Genomic DNA, 18,020 nt, shown 5'->3' with positions numbered 1-18,020 from the left:
TCAGGTGGTGGTGGCCCGGTTGCGGGCGAGGAACTGGGAGAGGCTGCGGAACTGCACCTGCTGGACCAGGACGGCCGCGACGATGATGCCGCCCTTGACCATGTTCTGGGCCTCGGTGGAGAGGCCGTTGATGGCGAAGAGGTTGGTGATCGTGGAGAAGATGATCACCCCGAGCAGGGAGCCGATGATGGTGCCCCGCCCGCCGCTGAGCAGCGTGCCGCCGATGATCGCGGCGGCGATCGCGTCCAGCTCGTAGAGGTTGGCCATCGCCGCCTGGGCGGAGGTGGCCTGCGCGGTCAGCATGACCGCGGCGATGCCGCAGCAGAGGCCGGAGAGCGCGTAGAGCAGCACGGTGTGCCGGCGGACGTCGATGCCGGCGAGCCGGGCCGCCTCCGGGTTGCCGCCGACGGCCACCGTCCGGCGGCCGAAGGTGGTCCGGTTGAGCAGCACCCAGCCGGCCGCGACCACTGCGGCGAGGATGTAGACCAGCAGCGGGATGCCGAGCAGCTTCACGGTGGCGATGCCGTTGATGAAGCTGTCGTTGGAGACCTGGGTCTGCTTGTCGGAGATCTCGGCGGCCAGGCCGCGGGCGGCGACCATCATGGCCAGCGTGGCGATGAACGGCACCAGCCGCCCGTACGAGATGAGCAGCCCGTTGACCACGCCGACGGCCAGCCCGACGGTGAGCGCGCTGAAGATCATGCCGCCGGCGCCGTAGCTCTGGGTGGCGAGCGTGGTGGACCAGACCCCGGCGAGCGCGACGATCGCGCCGACCGACAGGTCGATGCCGCCGCCGATGATCACGAAGGTCATCCCGACGGTGACCACGCCGACCACCGACGCGAGCTTGAGGATGGTGAGCGTGTTGCCCCACACCCAGCTCGCGTCGCCATAGAGGTCGGGCCGGGTCAGGATGCCGATGACCACCAGCACCACCAGCGTCGCCAACAGGCCGAGGTTGCGCTTGGCGCCCTCCCCGCCGTCGCCGCGCCACCAGGAGAGCCGCGGCGCCGCGCCGGCCTTCGCTGTCTCCGCGGGGTCGACCGGCGGCGACTGGGCCGGCAGCCCCGCCGCCCGCTCCGGCGCCGCCGTGGGTGTCGTGTCGCTCATGCTGGCGCGCCTTCCATGAGGGACCCCGCCATGACGAGGTCGAGCACCGTGTTCTCGTCGAGTTCGCCGGCCGGGGCCTCGCGGACCACCCGGCCCTCCCGCATCACCAGCACCCGGTCGGCCAGGCCGAGCACCTCGGGCACCTCGCTGGAGACCAGCAGCACCCCGACGCCCCGCGCGGCGAGCTCCCGGATCACCTGGTAGAGCTCAGCCCGGGCGCCCACGTCCACGCCCCGGGTCGGCTCGTCGAGCAGCAGCAGCCGGGTGTCGCCGAGCAGCCACCGGCCGACCACCACCTTCTGCTGGTTGCCGCCGGACAGGGTGCGCACCGGCCGGCGGACGTCCCGGGGGCGCAGCTCCAGCGAGCCGGCGATCCGGTCCGCCGCCGCCCGCTCCCGCCCGACGTCGGTGAAGCCGAGGCGGGCGTACCGGCCGAAGGTGGCCAGCGTGACGTTCCGGTAGATCGGTTCGCCGAGCAGCAGCGCCTGGCTCTTGCGCTCCTCGGGGGCCATCCCCATGCCGGCCTTCACCGCCGCGCCGACGCTGCCCGGGCGCAGCGTCCGGCCGCACATCCGGACCGTGCCGGCCTGCGCCCGGCGGGCCCCGTAGATCGTCTCCAGCAGCTCCGAGCGGCCGGAGCCGACCAGCCCGGCGATGCCGACGATCTCCCCGGCCCGCACGTCGAGCGAGACGTCGGCGAACTCGCCGTGCCGGGTCAGCCCCTCCACCCGCAGCAGCTCCGCGCCGGCGGGGTCGTCGGCCGGGCGGTCCGGGAAGACGTACTCGATGGTCCGGCCCGTCATCCGGGCGACCAGGTCGCGGGTCGGGGTCTCGCGGGCCGGCAGGTTCGCCGCGGTGGTCCGGCCGTCCTTGAGTACGGTGACCCGGTCGCCGATCTCGCGGATCTCCTCCAGCCGGTGCGAGATGTAGATGACCGCGATGCCCTGCGCGGTGAGTTCCCGGATGATGCGGAACAGGTTGCCCACCTCGTCGTGGGCGAGCACCGCGCTCGGTTCGTCCATGATGATCAGTCGGGCCTCGTGGGAGAGCGCCCGGGCCATGCTGACGATCTGCTTGCCGGCGGCCGGCAGGTGGCGGACCAGCCGGCCGGGCGGGATCTCCGGGTGGCCGAGCCGGGCCAGGATCTGCCGGGTCCGCCGGGCCATGTGCCCGCGCCGGATGAAGCCGAGCCGGCGCGGCTCGTGGCCGAGGAAGGCGTTCTCCGCCACCGACAGGTCCTCGACCAGGTCGAGTTCCTGGTAGATGGTGGCGATCCCGGCCCGCATGGCGGCCTGCGGGTTGGCGAAGCCCGCCGGCTCGCCGCGCCACATCACGTCGCCGGAGTCCGGCCGGTGCACCCCGGCGAGCACCTTGATGAGGGTGGACTTGCCGGCGCCGTTCTGCCCGAGCAGGCAGTGCACCTCGCCGGCCCGCACCTCCAGCTGCACCCCGTCCAGCGCGCGTACGCCCGGGAAGGTCTTGACCACGTCGGTGAGGCGCAGCACGACCTCGCCCGCGACGGTGTCGGCGGGCGCCTCGACGAGCGGCTCGTTCGTCACCTCGACCTCCTCGCTGTCGTTCATGCGGCTTCGCCGAAGGCGAGGTCGCTGGCGAGCACGGCCGCGCCGGCGACGCCGGCGCGGGGACCCAGCTCGGAGAGGACGACCGGCAGGTTGCCGGTGGCCAGCGGCAGCGAGCGGCGGTAGACCACGCTGCGGATCTCGGCGAGCAGGATGTGGCCGAGCTGGGCGAGCCCGCCACCGATCACGATCATCGACGGGTTGGTGAAGCTGACCAGGCCGGCCAGCACGCTGCCGACCCGCCGGCCGCCGTCCCGGATGAGCTGGATGCAGGTGACGTCCCCCTCGACCGCCCCCTGCGCCACGTCCAGCGCGGTCACCGTGCCCCGGGCGGCGAGCCGCTCGGTGAGCGCGGGCGACACCTCGGCGCGGGCCGCGGCGGTGGCCGCCCGGGCCAGCGCGGCCCCGCTGAACACCGCCTCCAGGCAGCCGAGGTTGCCGCAGGAGCACATCGGACCGTTCGGGTCGACCTGGATGTGGCCGATGTCGCCGGCGCACCCGTCGGTGCCCCGGTAGACCTCGCCGTTGAGGTAGATGCCGCAGCCGATGCCGGTGCCGATCTTGATGAACAGGAAGTCGTCCACCGAGTGGGCGACGCCGCCGTGCCGCTCGCCGATCGCCATGATGTTGACGTCGTTGTCGACCACCGCCGGGCAGCCGTGCTCGCGGGTGAGCAGCTCACGCACCGGGAAGCGGTCCCAGCCCGGCATGATCGGCGGCGAGACGGGCACCCCGTCCCGGAAGCTCACCGGGCCCGGGACGCCGATGCCGATCGCGTCGAGCCGCTCGTACGCGCCGTCCACCTTGGCCTTGTGCAGCAGCTCGTTGACCCGCTGGAGGGTCACCTTGGGGCCGGAGCGGATGTCGGCGGGCTCGGTGTAGGCGGCCACCGGCTCCAGCCGGCCGTTCACCACCTCCACGTCGATCGAGCTGGCGCCCAGGTCGACCGCGGCGAAGCGCAGGTGCGGGCTCAGCTCGACCAGGGTGGACCGGCGACCGCCCCGGGAGGCGGCCAGCCCGGCCTCGGCCACGTAGCCCAGGTTGACCAGCCGGTCCAGCTCGGCGAGGAGGCGCGGGCGGGGCATCTGGAGGCGGTCGCCCAGCTCGGCGCGGGAGACGGCCCCCTCGTCCCGGAGGGTTCGCAGGAGCCGTACGTGCAGGGGGTCGACCGTCCGCACCGGACTCACCTCCGCATCGGAGTCGTTCACATCGGCGCAACGGCGATGTGTCGTGTCCGACACAGTAGGAGTCTTCCAGGTCACATGTCCATAGCTTCGGCACATCCGGTCAAAACTTTTGTCCATCTGAGCAAAAGCAGCGAGAGGATCATGAAAAGAGGGCCGCCCCGCCGCGTCCAGCGCGGTGGGGGCGGCCCGTGTCTTCGCTGGTCAGCGACGGGTGGCGGCGTTGCGCTTCTTCTTCAGCTTGCGGTCGTCGCGCAGCTCGACGTACGGCTCCTCGTCGGCCGGGTGCCCGGCCGCGATGGCACGGCTGCGCTCCAGCTCGGCGTCGAACTCCGCGCCGAGCAGGATGGCGATGTTGCTGAGCCAGAGCCAGACCAGGAAGATGATCACGCTGGCCAGCGCGCCGTAGGTCTTGTTGTACGAGGCGAAGTTGCTGACGTAGAGGGCGAACAGGCCCGAGATGACCAGCCAGATCACCACGGCCAGGATGCCGCCCGGGCTGACCCAGCGGAAGCCGCCGTGCCGGGCGTTCGGCGAGGCCCAGTAGAGGATCGCGAACATCAGGCTGACCAGCACGAGCAGCACCGGCCACTTGAGGATGTTCCACACCGTGAGGGCGGTCGAGCCCAGCCCGATGGCGTTGCCCACCTGCTCGGCGAGACCACCGGTGAAGACCACGATCACCGCGCTGGCAAGCAGCATCACGCCGATCACCGCGGTCACGCCGAGCCGGATCGGCAGCGTCTTCCAGATCGGCCGCCCCTCCGGCACGTCATAGATGCTGTTCGAGGCGCGCATGAAGGCGGCGATGTATCCGGACGCCGACCAGAACGCGGCCAGCAGACCGATGATCGCCGCGATGCTGGCCAGCCCGCCGGAAGTGCCGGCCTGGTCGATGGCGTCCTCGATGATCTTCTGGATGTTGCCCTCCGGCACCGCCTGGCCCACGGTGTCCTTGACACCCTCGGTGGCCCCTTCGCCGAGCAGGCCGAGCAGGGAGATCAGCACCAGCAGACCCGGGAAGATCGACAGCACCCCGTAGTAGGTGAGCGCGGCGGCCCAGTCGGTCAGGCTGTCGTCCTGGAACTCCCGGACCGTGCGCTTGAGCGTCGCCACCCACCCCGTGCCGGGCAGATCGGTGGGGCTGTCCGGTCCCTCGTCCGGGCCCACCGGCCCGGTGCGGTCGCGCCCCTGCCGGGCGGAAGACTCGTCGGCGGCCATCGCCCCTCCCTCGTCGTCTGTGTCGTCCCACGACATGCCCCGAGGGGAGGGCCGGTTAACCATCTACTTGTACAACAACCTGCTCATCCGCCGGGAGGCGAGCGCGAGCATCCCTGCGGTCAGTGCCACCAGGTAGGCCACGTCGAGCAGCCAGGACCAGCCGGACGCGCCCACGCAGATGCCGCGGATCAGGTGCACCGACCGGTAGAGCGGGCTCACCTCGACCACCCAGCGCAGCACCGCCGGATAGGCCTCCGCCGGGACGAACGTGCCGGAGAAGAGGAAGAGCGTGAACTGGGCCGACCCCATCAGGTCGAAATCCTGCCAGCTGCGCATCAGCGTGGACACGGTCATGCCGAGCGCGCCGAAGGCGAAGCCGACCAGCACCGCGGCCGGAAACGCGGCCAGGGCCCGACCGGCGGTGGTCAGGTCCATCGCCACCATGATGACCAGGAACGCGGCCGAGTAGAGGCTGCCCCGGACCATCGCCCAGCCCAGCTCACCGAGGGCGATTTCGAACGGCTGCACCGGGGTCGCGATGACCCCGTCGTACAGCTTCATGTATTTCATCTTCCCGAAGAAGTTGAAGGTGGTCTCGGAGAGCGCACCGCTCATCGCCGACGAGGCGAGCATGGCCGGGGCCACGAAAGCCGCGTAGGTGACCACCTGACCGCCGGGCAGGGTGAGGTCGCCGACCAGCGCGCCCACCCCGACGCCGATCGAGAAGAGGTAGAGCACCGGCTCCAGGAAGCCGGAGAGCAGCACCAGCCAGTACGCGCTGCGCAGGGCGGTGAGGTTGCGCTCGGCGACCGAGGCCGAGCGGCGGGCCCCCGCGGGGTTGACCAGCCGGGGCAGGACGAGAGCGACCACGACACCCTTCCCTAGACGACGAGCTGACGCTGGAACACGCGCCGGGCCAGCCACCAGCCGGCGCCGGCCCAGACCGCGAGATAGAGCAGGTGGCCGGTGACCGACCACTGCGGAGCGACGCCGAGTGTGGCGGCCCGGCACAGGTCCACCCCGTGCCAGAGCGGGGTCGCGTAGGCGAACTGGCGCAGCCCGACCGGCAGCGACTCGACCGGGAAGAACACCCCGGCGAAGAGGGCCATCGGGATGATCGCGAAGCGGAACAGCAGCGCCAGGTAGCTGTCACCGGGCACCGCGGCGGCGTACGCGAAGGTCGGCGCGGCCACCGCCAGGCCCAGCAGCAGGCTCACCGGCAGGACGGTCACCGCCCAGGGCGAGCGCAGCGCCCCGAACAGCGCCGTCACCAGCAGGAACGCCAGCGTGCTGGTGAGCACCCGGAACAGCACGAAGGCGAGGTGCCCGGCCAGGATGTCGCCGATCCGCAGCGGCGCCGCGACCTGAGCGTGGTAGGTGCGGATCCAGCGGAAGTTGCTGAGCACCGGCCAGGTCGACTCGCCGACGGCGACCTGGAAGGCGGTGGAGGCGATCAGGCCGGGCACCAGCCAGGCCAGGTAGGGCACCCCGCCAACACCCCGGTCCACGTAGGCCCCGACCCCGACGCCGAAGCCGAGCACGGTGAGCGCCGGCAGCAGGAAGGACGAGAAGACGCCGGCCCGCCAGGTCCGGCGGTAGCCGACCAGGTGGTGGGAGAGCACCGCCAGCGCCGGCACCCGGGGCAGTGCCCGGCCGGACCGTTCCGCCACGGTCACGCGGACCACCCCCGTTCTCCGCCCACGTCGCCCTTCCTACCGCTCGGGTACGACAGGACGCCGGTCACCCTACGGCGGGCGGCGGACGGTGTCGTCACGGTTTCCGCCGGTGCCGCCGCGGGCGCGAACGGGATCGGGCCGCTACGGCCGGCCGGCGACCCGCGTGACGAACGCGCGCCACGCGTCCGGGCCGAACGTCAGCACGGGACCGCCCGGGTCCTTGGAATCGCGTACGGCGACCACGCCGGGGAGGTTTCCGGCCACTTCCACGCAGTTGCCGCCGCTGCCGTTGCTGCGGGTGCTCTTGCGCCACTCGGCGCCGGTCAGGTCCATGTCTCCGCCACTTCCGAGATCAACTCCAGGGACTGCTGGTGCGACAGTGCCTCGCCGCGGATCGACTCCCACACCTCGACCATCTGCTGCACGAACTCGGCGCGGTCCACCACCTGGCCGTGACGCTGGCCCTCCAGGTAGACGACGTCTTCCCGGCCGGTCGAGGTGGCGATCACGAAGGGGCCGTCGAGCCCAGCGTAGGCCCCGGCGGAGAGCGGCACGACCTGGATTCGGACCCGGGTCAACGTGCGGCCGAGCTTGACCAGGTACGCCAGTTGCTCGCGCATCACCTCCGGGCCGCCGACCCGGCGGCGCAGCACGTACTCGTCGATGACGGCGGTGAGCAGCGGTGGCCGGTCGCGGGTCAGCACGCTCTGCCGGTCGAGCCGCGCGGCCACCTGCTGGTCGATCTCGTTGGGCGCGAACAGCCCGGCCCCGGCCAGCACGGCGCGGGCGTAGCCCTCCGTCTGTAGCAGGCCCGGCACGTAGAGCGGCTCGAACGACCGCAGCGCAGTGGCCTCCTGTTCGATGCCGGCCCAGTCGCGGAACCACGGCACCACCGTCTCCCGGCTGATCCGGCGCTGGATCCGCTCGAACCGCCCGTCCGCGCCGAACACCGTGTCGCACCGGCGGGCGAAGTCGAGGCCCGGCCGTCGCTCGCAGGTCTCCACCTTGGCCACCAGCGCCCCCGAGTAGCTCAGGGCCTCGGCCAGCGCGCTCTGGGACATGCCGCTGCCGGCCCGGGCGAGCCGCAGCTCCTCGGCGAAGTGGTCCAGCATGGACGAACGGTCCACGGACAGCCTCCGTACATCCTCGTACCGCTCCGGGCCGACCGCCGTACGCCCTGGTCGTCGGCGCGCGGGATCTCCCACCGTAGTCGCCCGCTCACCAGACTGTCACGCAGCGGAACCGCTCACGGGCACCGGACGGCGGGCGGAACCAGGCCGGGGGTGTCCGCGCACGACGAGGTGCGCGGGCACCCCCATCCCACGACGGAGGCCCATCCCGTGCGACCCAGGTTCTTGCGCCCGAAGCCGCGCGGCGGCGAGGAGGGCGTGCGCTGATGCCCCGCTACCGCCCCCACGTCGCGGCGCGGCCGTCCTGGCGCTGCCGGGCCTGCGGCGCCCCGTGGCCGTGCTCGCCGGCCCGGCTGGCGCTGCTCGGGGAGTACCGCGAGGACCGGATCGCCCTGCTCGTCCACCTCGGCACGCTCCTCTGCGAGGCCACGACGGACCTCACCGACCCGCACGGGCGGGACGCACCGCAGCGGCTGGCCGATCGCTTCGTCACCTGGGCGCGGCCGCGGTGACGACCGTGTCGACGGCGTGGATGCGGCCGGCGGCGGAACGCCGATGGCGGAACGGCGGCCGGGTCAGCCGGCCGGGGTGGGGCGGACGGGGAGCAGGTTGCGCTCCGCGAAGACCTTCTTGGCGACGAGGGTGGCGTTGACCGCCCGCGGCACACCGCAGTAGACCACCGCCTGCAGCAGCGCCTCGACTATCTCGGAGGGCGTCAGGCCGGCGTTGAGCGCGCCGTTGATGTGCACCTCGAGCTGGGCCCCGGCGTCACCGAGGGCGGTGAGCACGCCGAGGGTCAGCAGCTCCCGGTCGCGGCGCGCCAGCTCGGGCCGGACGTAGAGGTCACCGTAGGACCAGGCGACCGACCGGTAGCTCAGCTCGGGTGAGACGTCGGCGAGGGCCTCCAGGAGTTTCTGCCCGGCGCCGCTGTCGGCCTGCCGCAGCGCCTCCAGGCCTCGCTCGTACTGTTCGTCTCCGCTCATCGTCACGCCCCGCCTGTGCGCAGTCGTCCGGTCGGCCGGGCCGCGGTTACCCGCGGACGGGCCGGACAAACGGCACAGCTCCGGGCCGGCCGGTCAGGCGACCTGGCGCTCGGCTTCGGCTCCGACGGCCTGCTGGTCGTGGCCGCGCGCGCGGAACAGGGCGAGCACCGCGTAGGCCAGCAGCAGGGTGCCCGCGCCGGTCCCGACCACCAGGCCGGCCGACACCGCCGAGACGAGGTCGACGACCAGGCCCGCGAGCGCGACCAGCGTGACGGCCACCCCGAGCGGCACGAGCAGCCGGTCGCCCAGCACCGGGGCCAGCGGGACGAAGTGGACGCCGACCACGGCGCAGATCAGCACCGGGACGTAGCCGCCGAGCCCGGCGGCGGCCAGGAGCAGGCCACCGATCAGGGCGACGGCGAACTCGGCCACGACGATGAGCCCGTAGCGGCGGTCGGCGGACCGGTCGCGCTCGCCGGCCGGCCGGCGCCCGGCCCGCACCACGAGCACGACGCCCACGGCCGCCGCCAGCAGCGCGCCGACGCTGCCCACCACCAGCAGCGACCGCAAGGGCGGATCGGCCTTCGGGACGCTGAACCAGACGGCGGCGAACACGCCGAGGTAGAGCGCCGTGAGCCCGGCCTGACGCCGCGACAGACCCACCATGTCGGAAACCCCCGTCGACAACCCGGCCGCCCGAGGTGGCGGACCGGGACCCCGCCACCTTAGTCGATCAAGGTGCGGCCGGTGAGGTGGAGGAAGACGTCCTCCAGGCTGCTGCGTCGGACCAGGACGCTGGCCGGGACGAGGCCGCGCGCGGTCACCTCGGCCAGCGCGGCGTCGCCGTCGGGCACGTAGAGCAGGATGCGGTCCGGCAGCACCTCGACCCGCTCCCCCAGCCCGCCGAGCTTGCCGGCGAACGCCTCCTGCGACTCGGCCGCGAAGCGCAGCTCGACCACCTCACGGGTGGAGTGCTGCTCGATCAGCTCCCGGGGCGAGCCCTCGGCGACGATCCGGCCGCCGTCCATCACCACCAGCCGGTCGCAGAGCTGCTCGGCCTCGTCCATGTAGTGGGTGGTGAGGACCAGCGTGACGCCCTGCTGCTTGAGCCGGAACAGCCGCTCCCAGACCAGGTGCCGGGCCTGCGGATCGAGCCCGGTGGTGGGTTCGTCGAGCAGCACGATCTCGGGGTTGTTGACCAGGGCGCGGGCAATGGTCAGCCGTCGCTTCATGCCGCCCGAGAGCGGCTCCACCTTGCTCTCGGCCCGCTCGGTGAGCTGGACGAAGTCGAGCAGTTCGGCGGCCCGCTCGCGGGCCACCCGGCGTGGGATGCCGAAGTAGCGCGCGTAGGTGGTCAGGTTCTCCCGGACGGTGAGCTCGGGGTCGAGGCTGTCGAGCTGCGGGCAGACCCCCAGCCGGGCCCGGATCGCCGGGCCGTCGCGGACCGGGTCCATGCCGAGGATGCGCAGTTCCCCGCCGGAGGGCGGCGAGATGCAGCCGATCATGCGCATGGTGGAGGACTTGCCGGCGCCGTTGGGCCCGAGGAAGCCGAACGCCTCGCCGGGGCGCACCTCGACGTCGATGCCGTCGACGGCGGTGAAGTCACCGAACCGCTTCACCAGCCCTCGCGCCTGGATGAGTGGTTGTGCGCTGGTCACCGGCCGACCCTAACCGCCGGGTCCGACAGGCTCGACCGGTTAACGCGGGGGGCGCGGGCGGACGGACACGGGGTGTGACGCCCGCTACGCAAGGTGATCATCCGGCCGGTAGCCGGCGGCGGCCGCGAAACCGGATCAAACTCGCCATAGTGGACGGATTGCTGCACCACCCCGACCGATTGCCGGAACATTTTTGCGGCTTTCCCGCGACAATTGTGAAGGCCGCTCAGAATTGGCGTGCGGTGAGTGAGCAACCCTTCATTCCGATCACTCAACGCAATCACGCCGGGCAATGTTCCCTTGATGTAGACGATTCGCGTATCGTGCCCCATCGTGCCGCCCGTTCGCCCCTCCGACGCGAATCCCCCGCCGCCCCGTCCCCCTGCGGCGGAATCCACGGCGTCCGACGTGGACACCGCTCCCGTGCCGCTCCCACCCGACGACGGCGCCGTCGCCGATCCGGTGTGGGCCGACGACGGGCCGGCGGAAACACACCACGACACCCGGGAACTGGCGGCCCGGTTCGAGGACGAGAAACCGGGGCGGGTGCTGTCCGGACCGGTCGCACTGCTGTTCACCGGCGGCACCCTCGCGGTCGCCCTGCTCGCGCTCTGGCAGGTGTTCTTCCCGCTTGCGCAGGGCAGCAAGTACTACCTCATCATTTTCCTCGCCGGCGTGCTGCCGATGGTGTTCCTGGCGTACCCCTCCGGGGTGCGGCTGCGTCGCCGGCCGGCCGACGACGACCCGGCGGAGCGGCGCGGTCCCCGCCCGGCCGACTGGCTGCTCGCCCTCGTCGCGCTGCTGGCCTGCCTCTACCCCGTGCTGCCGGTGACCCTCGGCGCGGGCGGTGGCGGCTACGACGCGTTCCTCGACCGGCAGGGCCTGCTGGTGCCGCTGGACGTGGTGCTGGGCACCGTGCTGCTGCTCCTGCTGCTGGAGGCGTGCCGGCGCACCACCGGCTGGATCCTCCCGGCCGTCTGCCTGCTGTTCCTCGCCTACGGCTACTACGGCGGGCTGCTGCCGCAGTCCTGGCCGGTCGCCCACGCCGGGCTCGACTTCGCGCAGTTGGTCGACGCGTTCTACAACTCCGACAGCGGCTTCTACGGCACCCCCCTGGACGTGGCGGCCTCGTACATCGTGCTGTTCACCATCTACGGCGCGGTGCTGGACCTCTCCGGGGCCGGCCGGTTCTTCGTCGAGCTCTCCGCCGCCGCGTTCCGCCGCTCCCGCACCGCCGCCGGGCGGACGGCCGTCGCCTCCGGCTTCCTGCTCGGCACGGTCTCCGGCTCGGGCGCCGCCACCACGGTCAGCATCGGTGCGGTGACCTGGCCGATCCTGCGCCGAGCCGGCTACCCGCCCGAGCGGGCCGGCGGCATGCTGGCCGCCGCGGGCGTCGGCGCGATCCTCTCCCCGCCCACGCTGGGCGCCGCGGCCTTCATCATCGCCGAGTACCTGGGCGTGTCCTACCTCCAGGTGCTCGGCTGGGCGATGGTGCCGACAATCCTCTACTACCTGGGCATCCTGCTCTCCGTTGAGATCGACGCCCGGCGCTCCGCGGTCCGCCCGGTGGTCATCGACACCAACTCGGCTGGTCGGCTGCTGGCCCGCTTCGGCTACCACTTCCTCTCGCTCATCGTGATCATCGTGGTGCTCGCCACCGGCGCCTCGGCGACCCGGGCCGTGGTGATCGCCACGGTCCTGGCCGCCGCGCTCTCCTTCCTGGACCGCCGGCACCGGCTCACACCCGCCCGCCTCGTCGAGGCGCTCAGCGGCGGCGTACGCGGGGTGCTCGCGGTGAGCGCGGTCTGCGCCGCCGCCGGCATCATCACCGCCACCACCACCAAGACCGGCCTCGGCCCGCAGGCCGCCGCGCTGCTGGTCAGCGGGGCGCAGACGGTCAGCTCCGAGCCCGCCGTGGTGCTGGCCCTCACGGCGCTGCTGGCCGCGGTGGCGCTCAGCCTGCTCGGGCTGGCCGTGCCGGTGACCGCGTCCTTCGTGATCGGCTGGGTGATCATCGGCCCGGCGCTGCTGCACCTCGGCGTCGCCGCCCCCGCCGCGGCCATGTTCGTCTTCTACTTCGCGGTGCTGTCCGAGGTCTCCCCGCCGACCGCGCTCGCCGCGGTGGCCGCCGCCGCGGTCACCGGCGGCCGGCTGGTGCCGACCATGTGGCAGACCCTGCGGTACGCGCTGCCCGCGTACCTCATCCCGATCGCCTTCGTGATCACGCCGACCGGCCTCGGCCTGCTCGGCATCGGCGGGGTCGGTCGGATCGCGGCGGCCGCGGTGGTCTCGGCGCTCGGCGTCACCGTGCTGGCGGTGGCGGCGGGCGGCTGGCTGCCCGGCGTCGGTCCGGCCGGCACGCCGGAGCGGATCCTCGGCGCGGTCGCCGGGCTGGTGCTGCTCTGGCTGGAACCCCTGCCCGTCGCGGTCGGCGCGGTGCTCGCCGCGCTGGCCGTCGCGGGCGTGTTCGTCCGACGTGGCTCCGCCGGTCGCGCCGGCGGCCCGTCGGTCGCTGAATTGGTGGACCACCGGGAGGAGAGAGAGTGAGACGGATCGACGTGCGGATCGCCGCAGGCGTCGGGGCGCTGGCCCTGGTCGCGGCCGGCGCCGCCGGATGCGGGGGCCGTCAGGACGGCGCGGCGAAGGACGACGCCGCCCGCGAGATCACCTGCAAGGTCACCAAGGACACCCGGGTCGGCATCGCCACCGGCAACGCCACCGGCGTCTACTACGTGGTCGGCAACGCCCTGGCCGGCCAGCTCGCCGCGGCCACCGGCGGCAAGCTCACCGGCACCGCCGCCGAGACCGGCGCCTCGGTGCAGAACGTCGAGCAGCTCGTGGCCGGCCAGTACGACGTGGCGTTCTCCCTCTTCGACACCGCGGTCAACGCGGTGCAGGGCAAGGACAGCTTCAGCTCCCCTCAGCCGGTCAAGGCGCTGGCCCGGATCTACGACAACTACACCCAGGTGGTCGTCCGGGCCGACTCCGGGATCACCTCGGTGGCCGGCATGAAGGGGAAGAAGATCTCCACCGGGTCACCCAAGTCCGGCACCGAGGTCATCGCCAACCGGCTGCTCACCGCCGCCGGACTGGACCCGGCCAAGGACATCCAGGCACAGCGGCTCGACCTGACCAAGACCGTCGACGGGATGAAGGACGGCAGCATCGACGGCTTCTTCTGGTCCGGCGGGGTGCCCACCGGCGGGGTGACCGACATGTTCACCACCACCGGCGACAAGGTGACGTTCATCGACATCAGCCCGCTGCTGCCGAAGATGGCCGAGCTGAACCCGGCGTACCAGGCCGGCACCATCGGCAAGGACGTCTACCGGACCGCGGCCGACGTGCCCACCATCGTGGTGCCGAACGTGCTGCTGGTCCGCGACAACCTCGACGCCGACGTGGCCTGCGTGATCACGAAGACGGTCTTCGAGAAGAAGGACGCCCTCGCCCAGGCCAACCCGGCCGCCAAGGGCATCGACCTGGCCAACGCCCGCAGGACCGACCCGGTGGGGCTGCACCGCGGAGCGGACCGGGCGCTGAAGGACCTGGGCGCGAGCTGACCCGACGAGCCGGGCCCGGACGCACCGTCCGGGCCCGGCCCCCCGACATCGACCCGGGAGACCCCCGTGCCGCTGCCCCACCCCGCCCGCGTACGCCGGCACCACCGGCCAGCGGACCGCACCGGGCACCTCCGCTCGGTCCGGGTCCAACTGCTCGCGCCGATCCTGGTGGCCACGGTCGGCCTGGTGGTGCTGGGCGCCGCCCAGACCGACGCCGCGCTGGACGCCTCCGCCGACGCCGACCGGGCCCGCGTGCTCGCCGGCACCGCCACCGCCACGGTGCGGCTGGTGCACGAGCTGGAACGCGAACTGGGCGAGACGGCGGCGCTGCGCCAGCGCGGCGGCACCGCCGGCCGGCCGCTGGTCGACGCGCAGCGACGCCGGGTGGACGCCGCGGTCACCCGGTACCGCTCGGCCAGCGGGGACGCCCGGCGGGCCGCACCGGACCTGACCCCGGTGCTCAACGACGCGGACGGGCGGCTCGGCCAGCTCGCGCCGACGCGGGACCTGGCGCTGGGCGGGGACCGGGGTGACCCGGCGTACGGGACGCTGGTCGAGTCGCTGCTCGCCGTCGCCGATGCGCTGCCCGCCCAGCTCCGCGACGCCGAACTGGCCAACGAGGCGCGCGAGGTGGCCGCGGTGGCCGCCCAGGAACACCTCTCGGCGCTGGAACGCGACCTGCTGCGCGGGGTGTTCGTGCGGGGCACGCTGGTCCGGGGCGAGCTGGCCCGGCTCGGCCGGCTCCGGGGCGCCCGGGAGCAGCGCCAGGCCGAGTTCCTCCGGATCGCCGCCGGCCCGGCCACCTCCGCCTGGTACCGGCTGGTCGGCGGCGCCGACGTGGAGACGGCCCGGCGGATGCGCGACGGCGTGCTGGACAGCGACGGCGGGCCGGAGTCGCTGAAGACCGACGGCGACGCCTGGTACGTGGCGCAGAGCGGCACCATCCGCCGCTACAACCTGCTCGGCCGGGAACTGTCCGACGGGCTGGACCGGGACGGCGTCGCGCTGGCCCGGACCGCCCGGCAGCGGGCCCTGTTCACCGCCGGGGCGACCAGCACGGTCGCGCTCGGCTCGCTGCTCACCGCCGTGCTGCTGGCGGTCCGGACCAGCCGGCGGCTGCGCCGGCTGCGGGTCGCGGCGCTCACCATGGCCAACCGGGAGCTGCCGGACCGGATCACCGCGATCGCCGCGGGCGAGGGCGCGCCGGGCCCGGGCACGGCGACCCGGCTGACCGACGGGATCCGTCGGGGCCGGGACGAGGTGGCCCAGGTGGCCGAGGCGTTCGACACGGTCAACAAGGCCGCGCTCCGGCTCGCCGGTGAGCAGGCCGAGCTGCGGCTCGACGTGACCCGGATGGCCGAGGCGCTGGCCCGCCGGATCCGTACGCTCATCACCCGCCAGCTGCGCCTGCTGGACGAGTTCGAACGCGAGGAGACCGACCCGGACGCGCTGGCCCGGCTCTTCGCCCTGGACCACCTGGCCGCCCGGCTGCGCCGTAACGGGGAGAACCTGCTGGTGCTCGCCGGCGGCGAACCCGGCCGTGGGCACGAGGGCGCGCTGCTCCTGTACGACGTGATCCGGGCGGCCGCCTCCGAGATCGAGGACTACCCGCGCGTGGAGATCGACGTGCCGAGAGCCGCCGTGCACGGCGCGGCGGCCGGCAACCTGGTGCACCTGCTGGCCGAGCTGCTGGAGAACGCCACCGTCTACTCGCCACCGGACGCCCGGGTGCTGGTCGACGGGCGGCGCACCGTGGACGGGCTCACCCTGCGGGTGCACGACCAGGGCATCGGCATCAGCGAGACCCGGCTGGCCACCATCAACGAGCGGCTCGCCGCCCCGGCCACGCTGTCCAGCGCCGCGGCCGGCAGCATGGGCCTGCACGTGGTGGCCCACCTGGCCGCCCGGCACGGGATCCGGGTGCAGCTGCACCACACCGCCAGCGGCACGATCGCCCAGGTGGAGGTGCCCGAGTCGGTACTCACCCGGGTCGAGTCGGTGACCCGGCGGCCGGCCGCCGAGCGCGGCCAACCGACCGGCCGCCCGGCGCCCTGGTTCCGGCCCCGCGCCAGCGGCCCGACGCCGCTGCGGCCGGCCACCGGCACCCGGGACCTGGTCGCCACCGCCCCCGAGCCGGCCGCCCTGGGGCTCCGGTCGCCGCCCGGCACGGCGACGGACGACCGGGCAGCGACCGTTGCCGCCGACCGCGCGCCGGCCGTCGCCGGGCCGGTGGCGGGCGGACCACCGCGGCCCGCGGGTGCCGTCCGGGGCGTCGCCGCCGTACGCCCGCCGGGCGCGGCCCTGCTGGCGCCGAGCGCCGCCCGGATCCGGGCGGCGAGTTCCCCGGCGCCCTCGGGAACCACCGGCGCCGGCCTGCCGCGCCGCACCCGGGGCGGGCAGCTTCCCGCGCCGCTGCCCACCACCGCCCCGCCGCCCCGGCCCGCCGACGACCTGCTCGACCCCGAGGTAGTACGCGCCCGCCTGTCCGCCCTCGCCGAGGGGGTGGCCAGCGCGACGCGCCGTGCCCCGCACACCACACCCACCGGGAGAAATCCATGACCTCACCCGTGACTGCCGGGCTCGACTGGCTGTTGGCGAACTTCGCCGAGCAGGTGCCGGACGTGTCGCACGCCCTCGCGGTGTCCGAGGACGGCCTGCGGCTGGCCGCGTCCCCCGACCTCGCGCCCGACCAGGTGGACCAGCTCGCCGCGGTGATCAGCGGGTTGGCCAGCCTGACCGTGGGCGCGGCCCGGCTCATGTCCGCCGGCCGGGTACGCCAGCAGATCGTCGACATGGACGGCGGGGTGATGCTGGTGATGGCGGTCGGCGAACGGGCGCTGCTCGGGGTGCTCGCCGCGCCCGGCTGCGACCTGGGCCAGATCGGCTACGAGACGGCGACGCTGGTCCAGCGGGTGGCGGAGGCGCTGGAACCGGCGGCCCGCCGGTGACCGGCCGCCCGCTGCGGCTGCTCGCCGCCCTCCTGCTGACCGCCCTGGTCGCGGCCTGCGGCGGGGCCGACACCGGGCCGAGGGCCTGGCACGACGGCCGCATCTTCCTCGCCACCGGCAACACCACCGGCGTCTACTACCAGCTCGGCGGCGGCTACGCGGACCTGATCAGCCGGCACCTGCCCGGGTACGAGGCGCGGGCCGAGCCGACCGGCGCCTCGGTGGAGAACATCACCCGGCTGGCCGGCGGCGACATGGAGATCGCCTTCAGCCTCGCCGACACGGCCGCGGACGCGGTCAGCGGCCGGGGCGGTTTCGACGGCCAGCCACAGCCGGTACGCGCGCTGGCCCGGGTCTACAGCAACTACACCCACGTGATCGTCCGGGCGGACGGGAAGATCGACAGCTTCGCCGACCTGCGCGGCAAGCGGATCTCCACCGGCTCGCCGAAGTCCGGCACCGACATCATCGCCGGGCGGCTGCTCACCGCCGGCGGGATCGACCCGGACCGGGACATCCAGCGACTCAACCTGTCGCTGCCGGAGACGGTGCAGCGGATGCGGGCGGGCAGCGTGGACGCGATGTTCTTCTCCGGCGGCCTGCCCACCCCGGGCATCAACGACCTGCTCTCCAGCGCGCCCGGGGTGTTCCGGCTGCTCCCGCTCACCGAGCTGATCGAACCGCTGGCCGCCCGCTACGGCTCGGTCTACACGACGGCCATCCTGCCCAAGGAGGTCTACGGCACCCCGGCGGCCACCCCGACCATCACGGTGGCGAACGTGATCCTGGTGGCGGCGGACATGCCGGACCAGCTCGCGTACGACCTGACCCGGGTGCTCTTCACCTGGCAGGGCGAGCTGATCAGGGTGCACCCGGAGGCGGCGAACTTCACCCGGGACAGCGCCGCCGCGACCGACCCGATCCCGCTGCACCCGGGCGCGGCGCGCTGGTACCGCAGCGGCTGACG

Annotated in this window: 17 protein-coding genes; 6 read left to right on the top strand and 11 right to left on the bottom strand. The window is 73.5% G+C overall.

Annotation, left to right across the window (positions count from 1 at the left end; translation table 11 throughout):
- From ACFYPD_RS22840 to ACFYPD_RS22805, 8 genes are all read right to left on the bottom strand, one after another.
- Complete coding sequence (locus ACFYPD_RS22840) at positions 1-1,110, bottom strand: ABC transporter permease (protein WP_387116863.1); 1,110 nt, start codon at positions 1,108-1,110, stop codon at positions 1-3.
- Positions 1,107-2,693, bottom strand: a complete 1,587-nt coding sequence (locus ACFYPD_RS22835; protein WP_387116860.1) for a sugar ABC transporter ATP-binding protein — start codon at positions 2,691-2,693, stop codon at positions 1,107-1,109. The genes ACFYPD_RS22840 and ACFYPD_RS22835 overlap by 4 nt, the downstream gene beginning before the upstream one ends.
- Positions 2,690-3,868, bottom strand: a complete 1,179-nt coding sequence (locus ACFYPD_RS22830; protein ID WP_387116857.1) for an ROK family protein — start codon at positions 3,866-3,868, stop codon at positions 2,690-2,692. Before ACFYPD_RS22830 ends, ACFYPD_RS22835 begins: the two co-directional genes overlap by 4 nt.
- Positions 3,869-4,078: 210 nt before the next feature.
- Positions 4,079-5,095 (bottom strand): YihY/virulence factor BrkB family protein, encoded by a 1,017-nt coding sequence (locus ACFYPD_RS22825; protein WP_387116854.1) that lies wholly within the window; start codon positions 5,093-5,095, stop codon positions 4,079-4,081.
- A gap of 63 nt (positions 5,096-5,158) precedes the next feature.
- The gene (locus tag ACFYPD_RS22820) at positions 5,159-5,965 is read right to left on the bottom strand and encodes an ABC transporter permease (RefSeq protein ID WP_387116851.1); all 807 of its coding nucleotides are present in this window, start codon (positions 5,963-5,965) and stop codon (positions 5,159-5,161) included.
- 11 nt (positions 5,966-5,976) lie between these two features.
- Complete coding sequence (locus tag ACFYPD_RS22815) at positions 5,977-6,771, bottom strand: ABC transporter permease (protein ID WP_387116848.1); 795 nt, start codon at positions 6,769-6,771, stop codon at positions 5,977-5,979.
- A 141-nt stretch (positions 6,772-6,912) separates the two neighbouring features.
- Positions 6,913-7,104: a DUF397 domain-containing protein gene (locus ACFYPD_RS22810; RefSeq protein WP_387116845.1), complete on the bottom strand. Its 192-nt coding sequence runs from the start codon at positions 7,102-7,104 to the stop codon at positions 6,913-6,915.
- Positions 7,095-7,898: a Scr1 family TA system antitoxin-like transcriptional regulator gene (locus ACFYPD_RS22805; RefSeq protein WP_387116842.1), complete on the bottom strand. Its 804-nt coding sequence runs from the start codon at positions 7,896-7,898 to the stop codon at positions 7,095-7,097. The genes ACFYPD_RS22810 and ACFYPD_RS22805 overlap by 10 nt, the downstream gene beginning before the upstream one ends.
- A 269-nt stretch (positions 7,899-8,167) precedes the next feature.
- On the opposite strand from ACFYPD_RS22805, the gene ACFYPD_RS22800 reads away from it, so the two are divergent.
- Entirely contained in the window at positions 8,168-8,413 is a 246-nt protein-coding gene (locus ACFYPD_RS22800) for a flavin reductase (RefSeq protein ID WP_387116839.1), read from the top strand.
- A gap of 63 nt (positions 8,414-8,476) precedes the next feature.
- On the opposite strand, the gene ACFYPD_RS22795 is transcribed toward ACFYPD_RS22800, so the two are convergent.
- The 3 genes from ACFYPD_RS22795 to ACFYPD_RS22785 all read right to left on the bottom strand — a co-directional run bounded on the left by ACFYPD_RS22795 (position 8,477) and on the right by ACFYPD_RS22785 (position 10,542).
- On the bottom strand, positions 8,477-8,884 hold the full coding sequence (locus ACFYPD_RS22795; protein WP_387116836.1) for a carboxymuconolactone decarboxylase family protein: 408 nt from the start codon (positions 8,882-8,884) through the stop codon (positions 8,477-8,479).
- 93 nt (positions 8,885-8,977) lie between these two features.
- Positions 8,978-9,550, bottom strand: coding sequence for a hypothetical protein (locus tag ACFYPD_RS22790; RefSeq protein ID WP_387116833.1), 573 nt, complete (start codon positions 9,548-9,550; stop codon positions 8,978-8,980).
- Positions 9,551-9,609: 59 nt separating this feature from the next.
- Positions 9,610-10,542: an ABC transporter ATP-binding protein gene (locus tag ACFYPD_RS22785; RefSeq protein ID WP_387116830.1), complete on the bottom strand. Its 933-nt coding sequence runs from the start codon at positions 10,540-10,542 to the stop codon at positions 9,610-9,612.
- Between the two features lie 408 nt (positions 10,543-10,950).
- On the opposite strand from ACFYPD_RS22785, the gene ACFYPD_RS22780 reads away from it, so the two are divergent.
- The 5 genes from ACFYPD_RS22780 (at position 10,951) to ACFYPD_RS22760 (ending at position 18,018) form a co-directional block, all read left to right on the top strand.
- Complete coding sequence (locus ACFYPD_RS22780) at positions 10,951-13,089, top strand: TRAP transporter permease (protein WP_387116827.1); 2,139 nt, start codon at positions 10,951-10,953, stop codon at positions 13,087-13,089.
- A complete protein-coding gene (locus tag ACFYPD_RS22775) occupies positions 13,086-14,105 on the top strand; it encodes a TAXI family TRAP transporter solute-binding subunit (protein WP_387116824.1) in 1,020 nt (339 codons plus the stop codon). The genes ACFYPD_RS22780 and ACFYPD_RS22775 overlap by 4 nt, the downstream gene beginning before the upstream one ends.
- A gap of 66 nt (positions 14,106-14,171) precedes the next feature.
- Positions 14,172-16,664, top strand: coding sequence for a nitrate- and nitrite sensing domain-containing protein (locus ACFYPD_RS22770; RefSeq protein ID WP_387116821.1), 2,493 nt, complete (start codon positions 14,172-14,174; stop codon positions 16,662-16,664).
- Entirely contained in the window at positions 16,661-17,053 is a 393-nt protein-coding gene (locus ACFYPD_RS22765; protein ID WP_148428814.1) for a roadblock/LC7 domain-containing protein, read from the top strand. The genes ACFYPD_RS22770 and ACFYPD_RS22765 overlap by 4 nt, the downstream gene beginning before the upstream one ends.
- Positions 17,050-18,018: a TAXI family TRAP transporter solute-binding subunit gene (locus ACFYPD_RS22760; RefSeq protein WP_387116818.1), complete on the top strand. Its 969-nt coding sequence runs from the start codon at positions 17,050-17,052 to the stop codon at positions 18,016-18,018. Before ACFYPD_RS22765 ends, ACFYPD_RS22760 begins: the two co-directional genes overlap by 4 nt.
- Positions 18,019-18,020 lie beyond the last annotated feature (2 nt).

The organism is Micromonospora sp. NPDC005299 (genome assembly GCF_042872345.1).
Classification (GTDB): Bacteria; Actinomycetota; Actinomycetes; order Mycobacteriales; family Micromonosporaceae; genus Micromonospora.
This window is presented reverse-complemented; position numbering and strand designations above follow the sequence as displayed.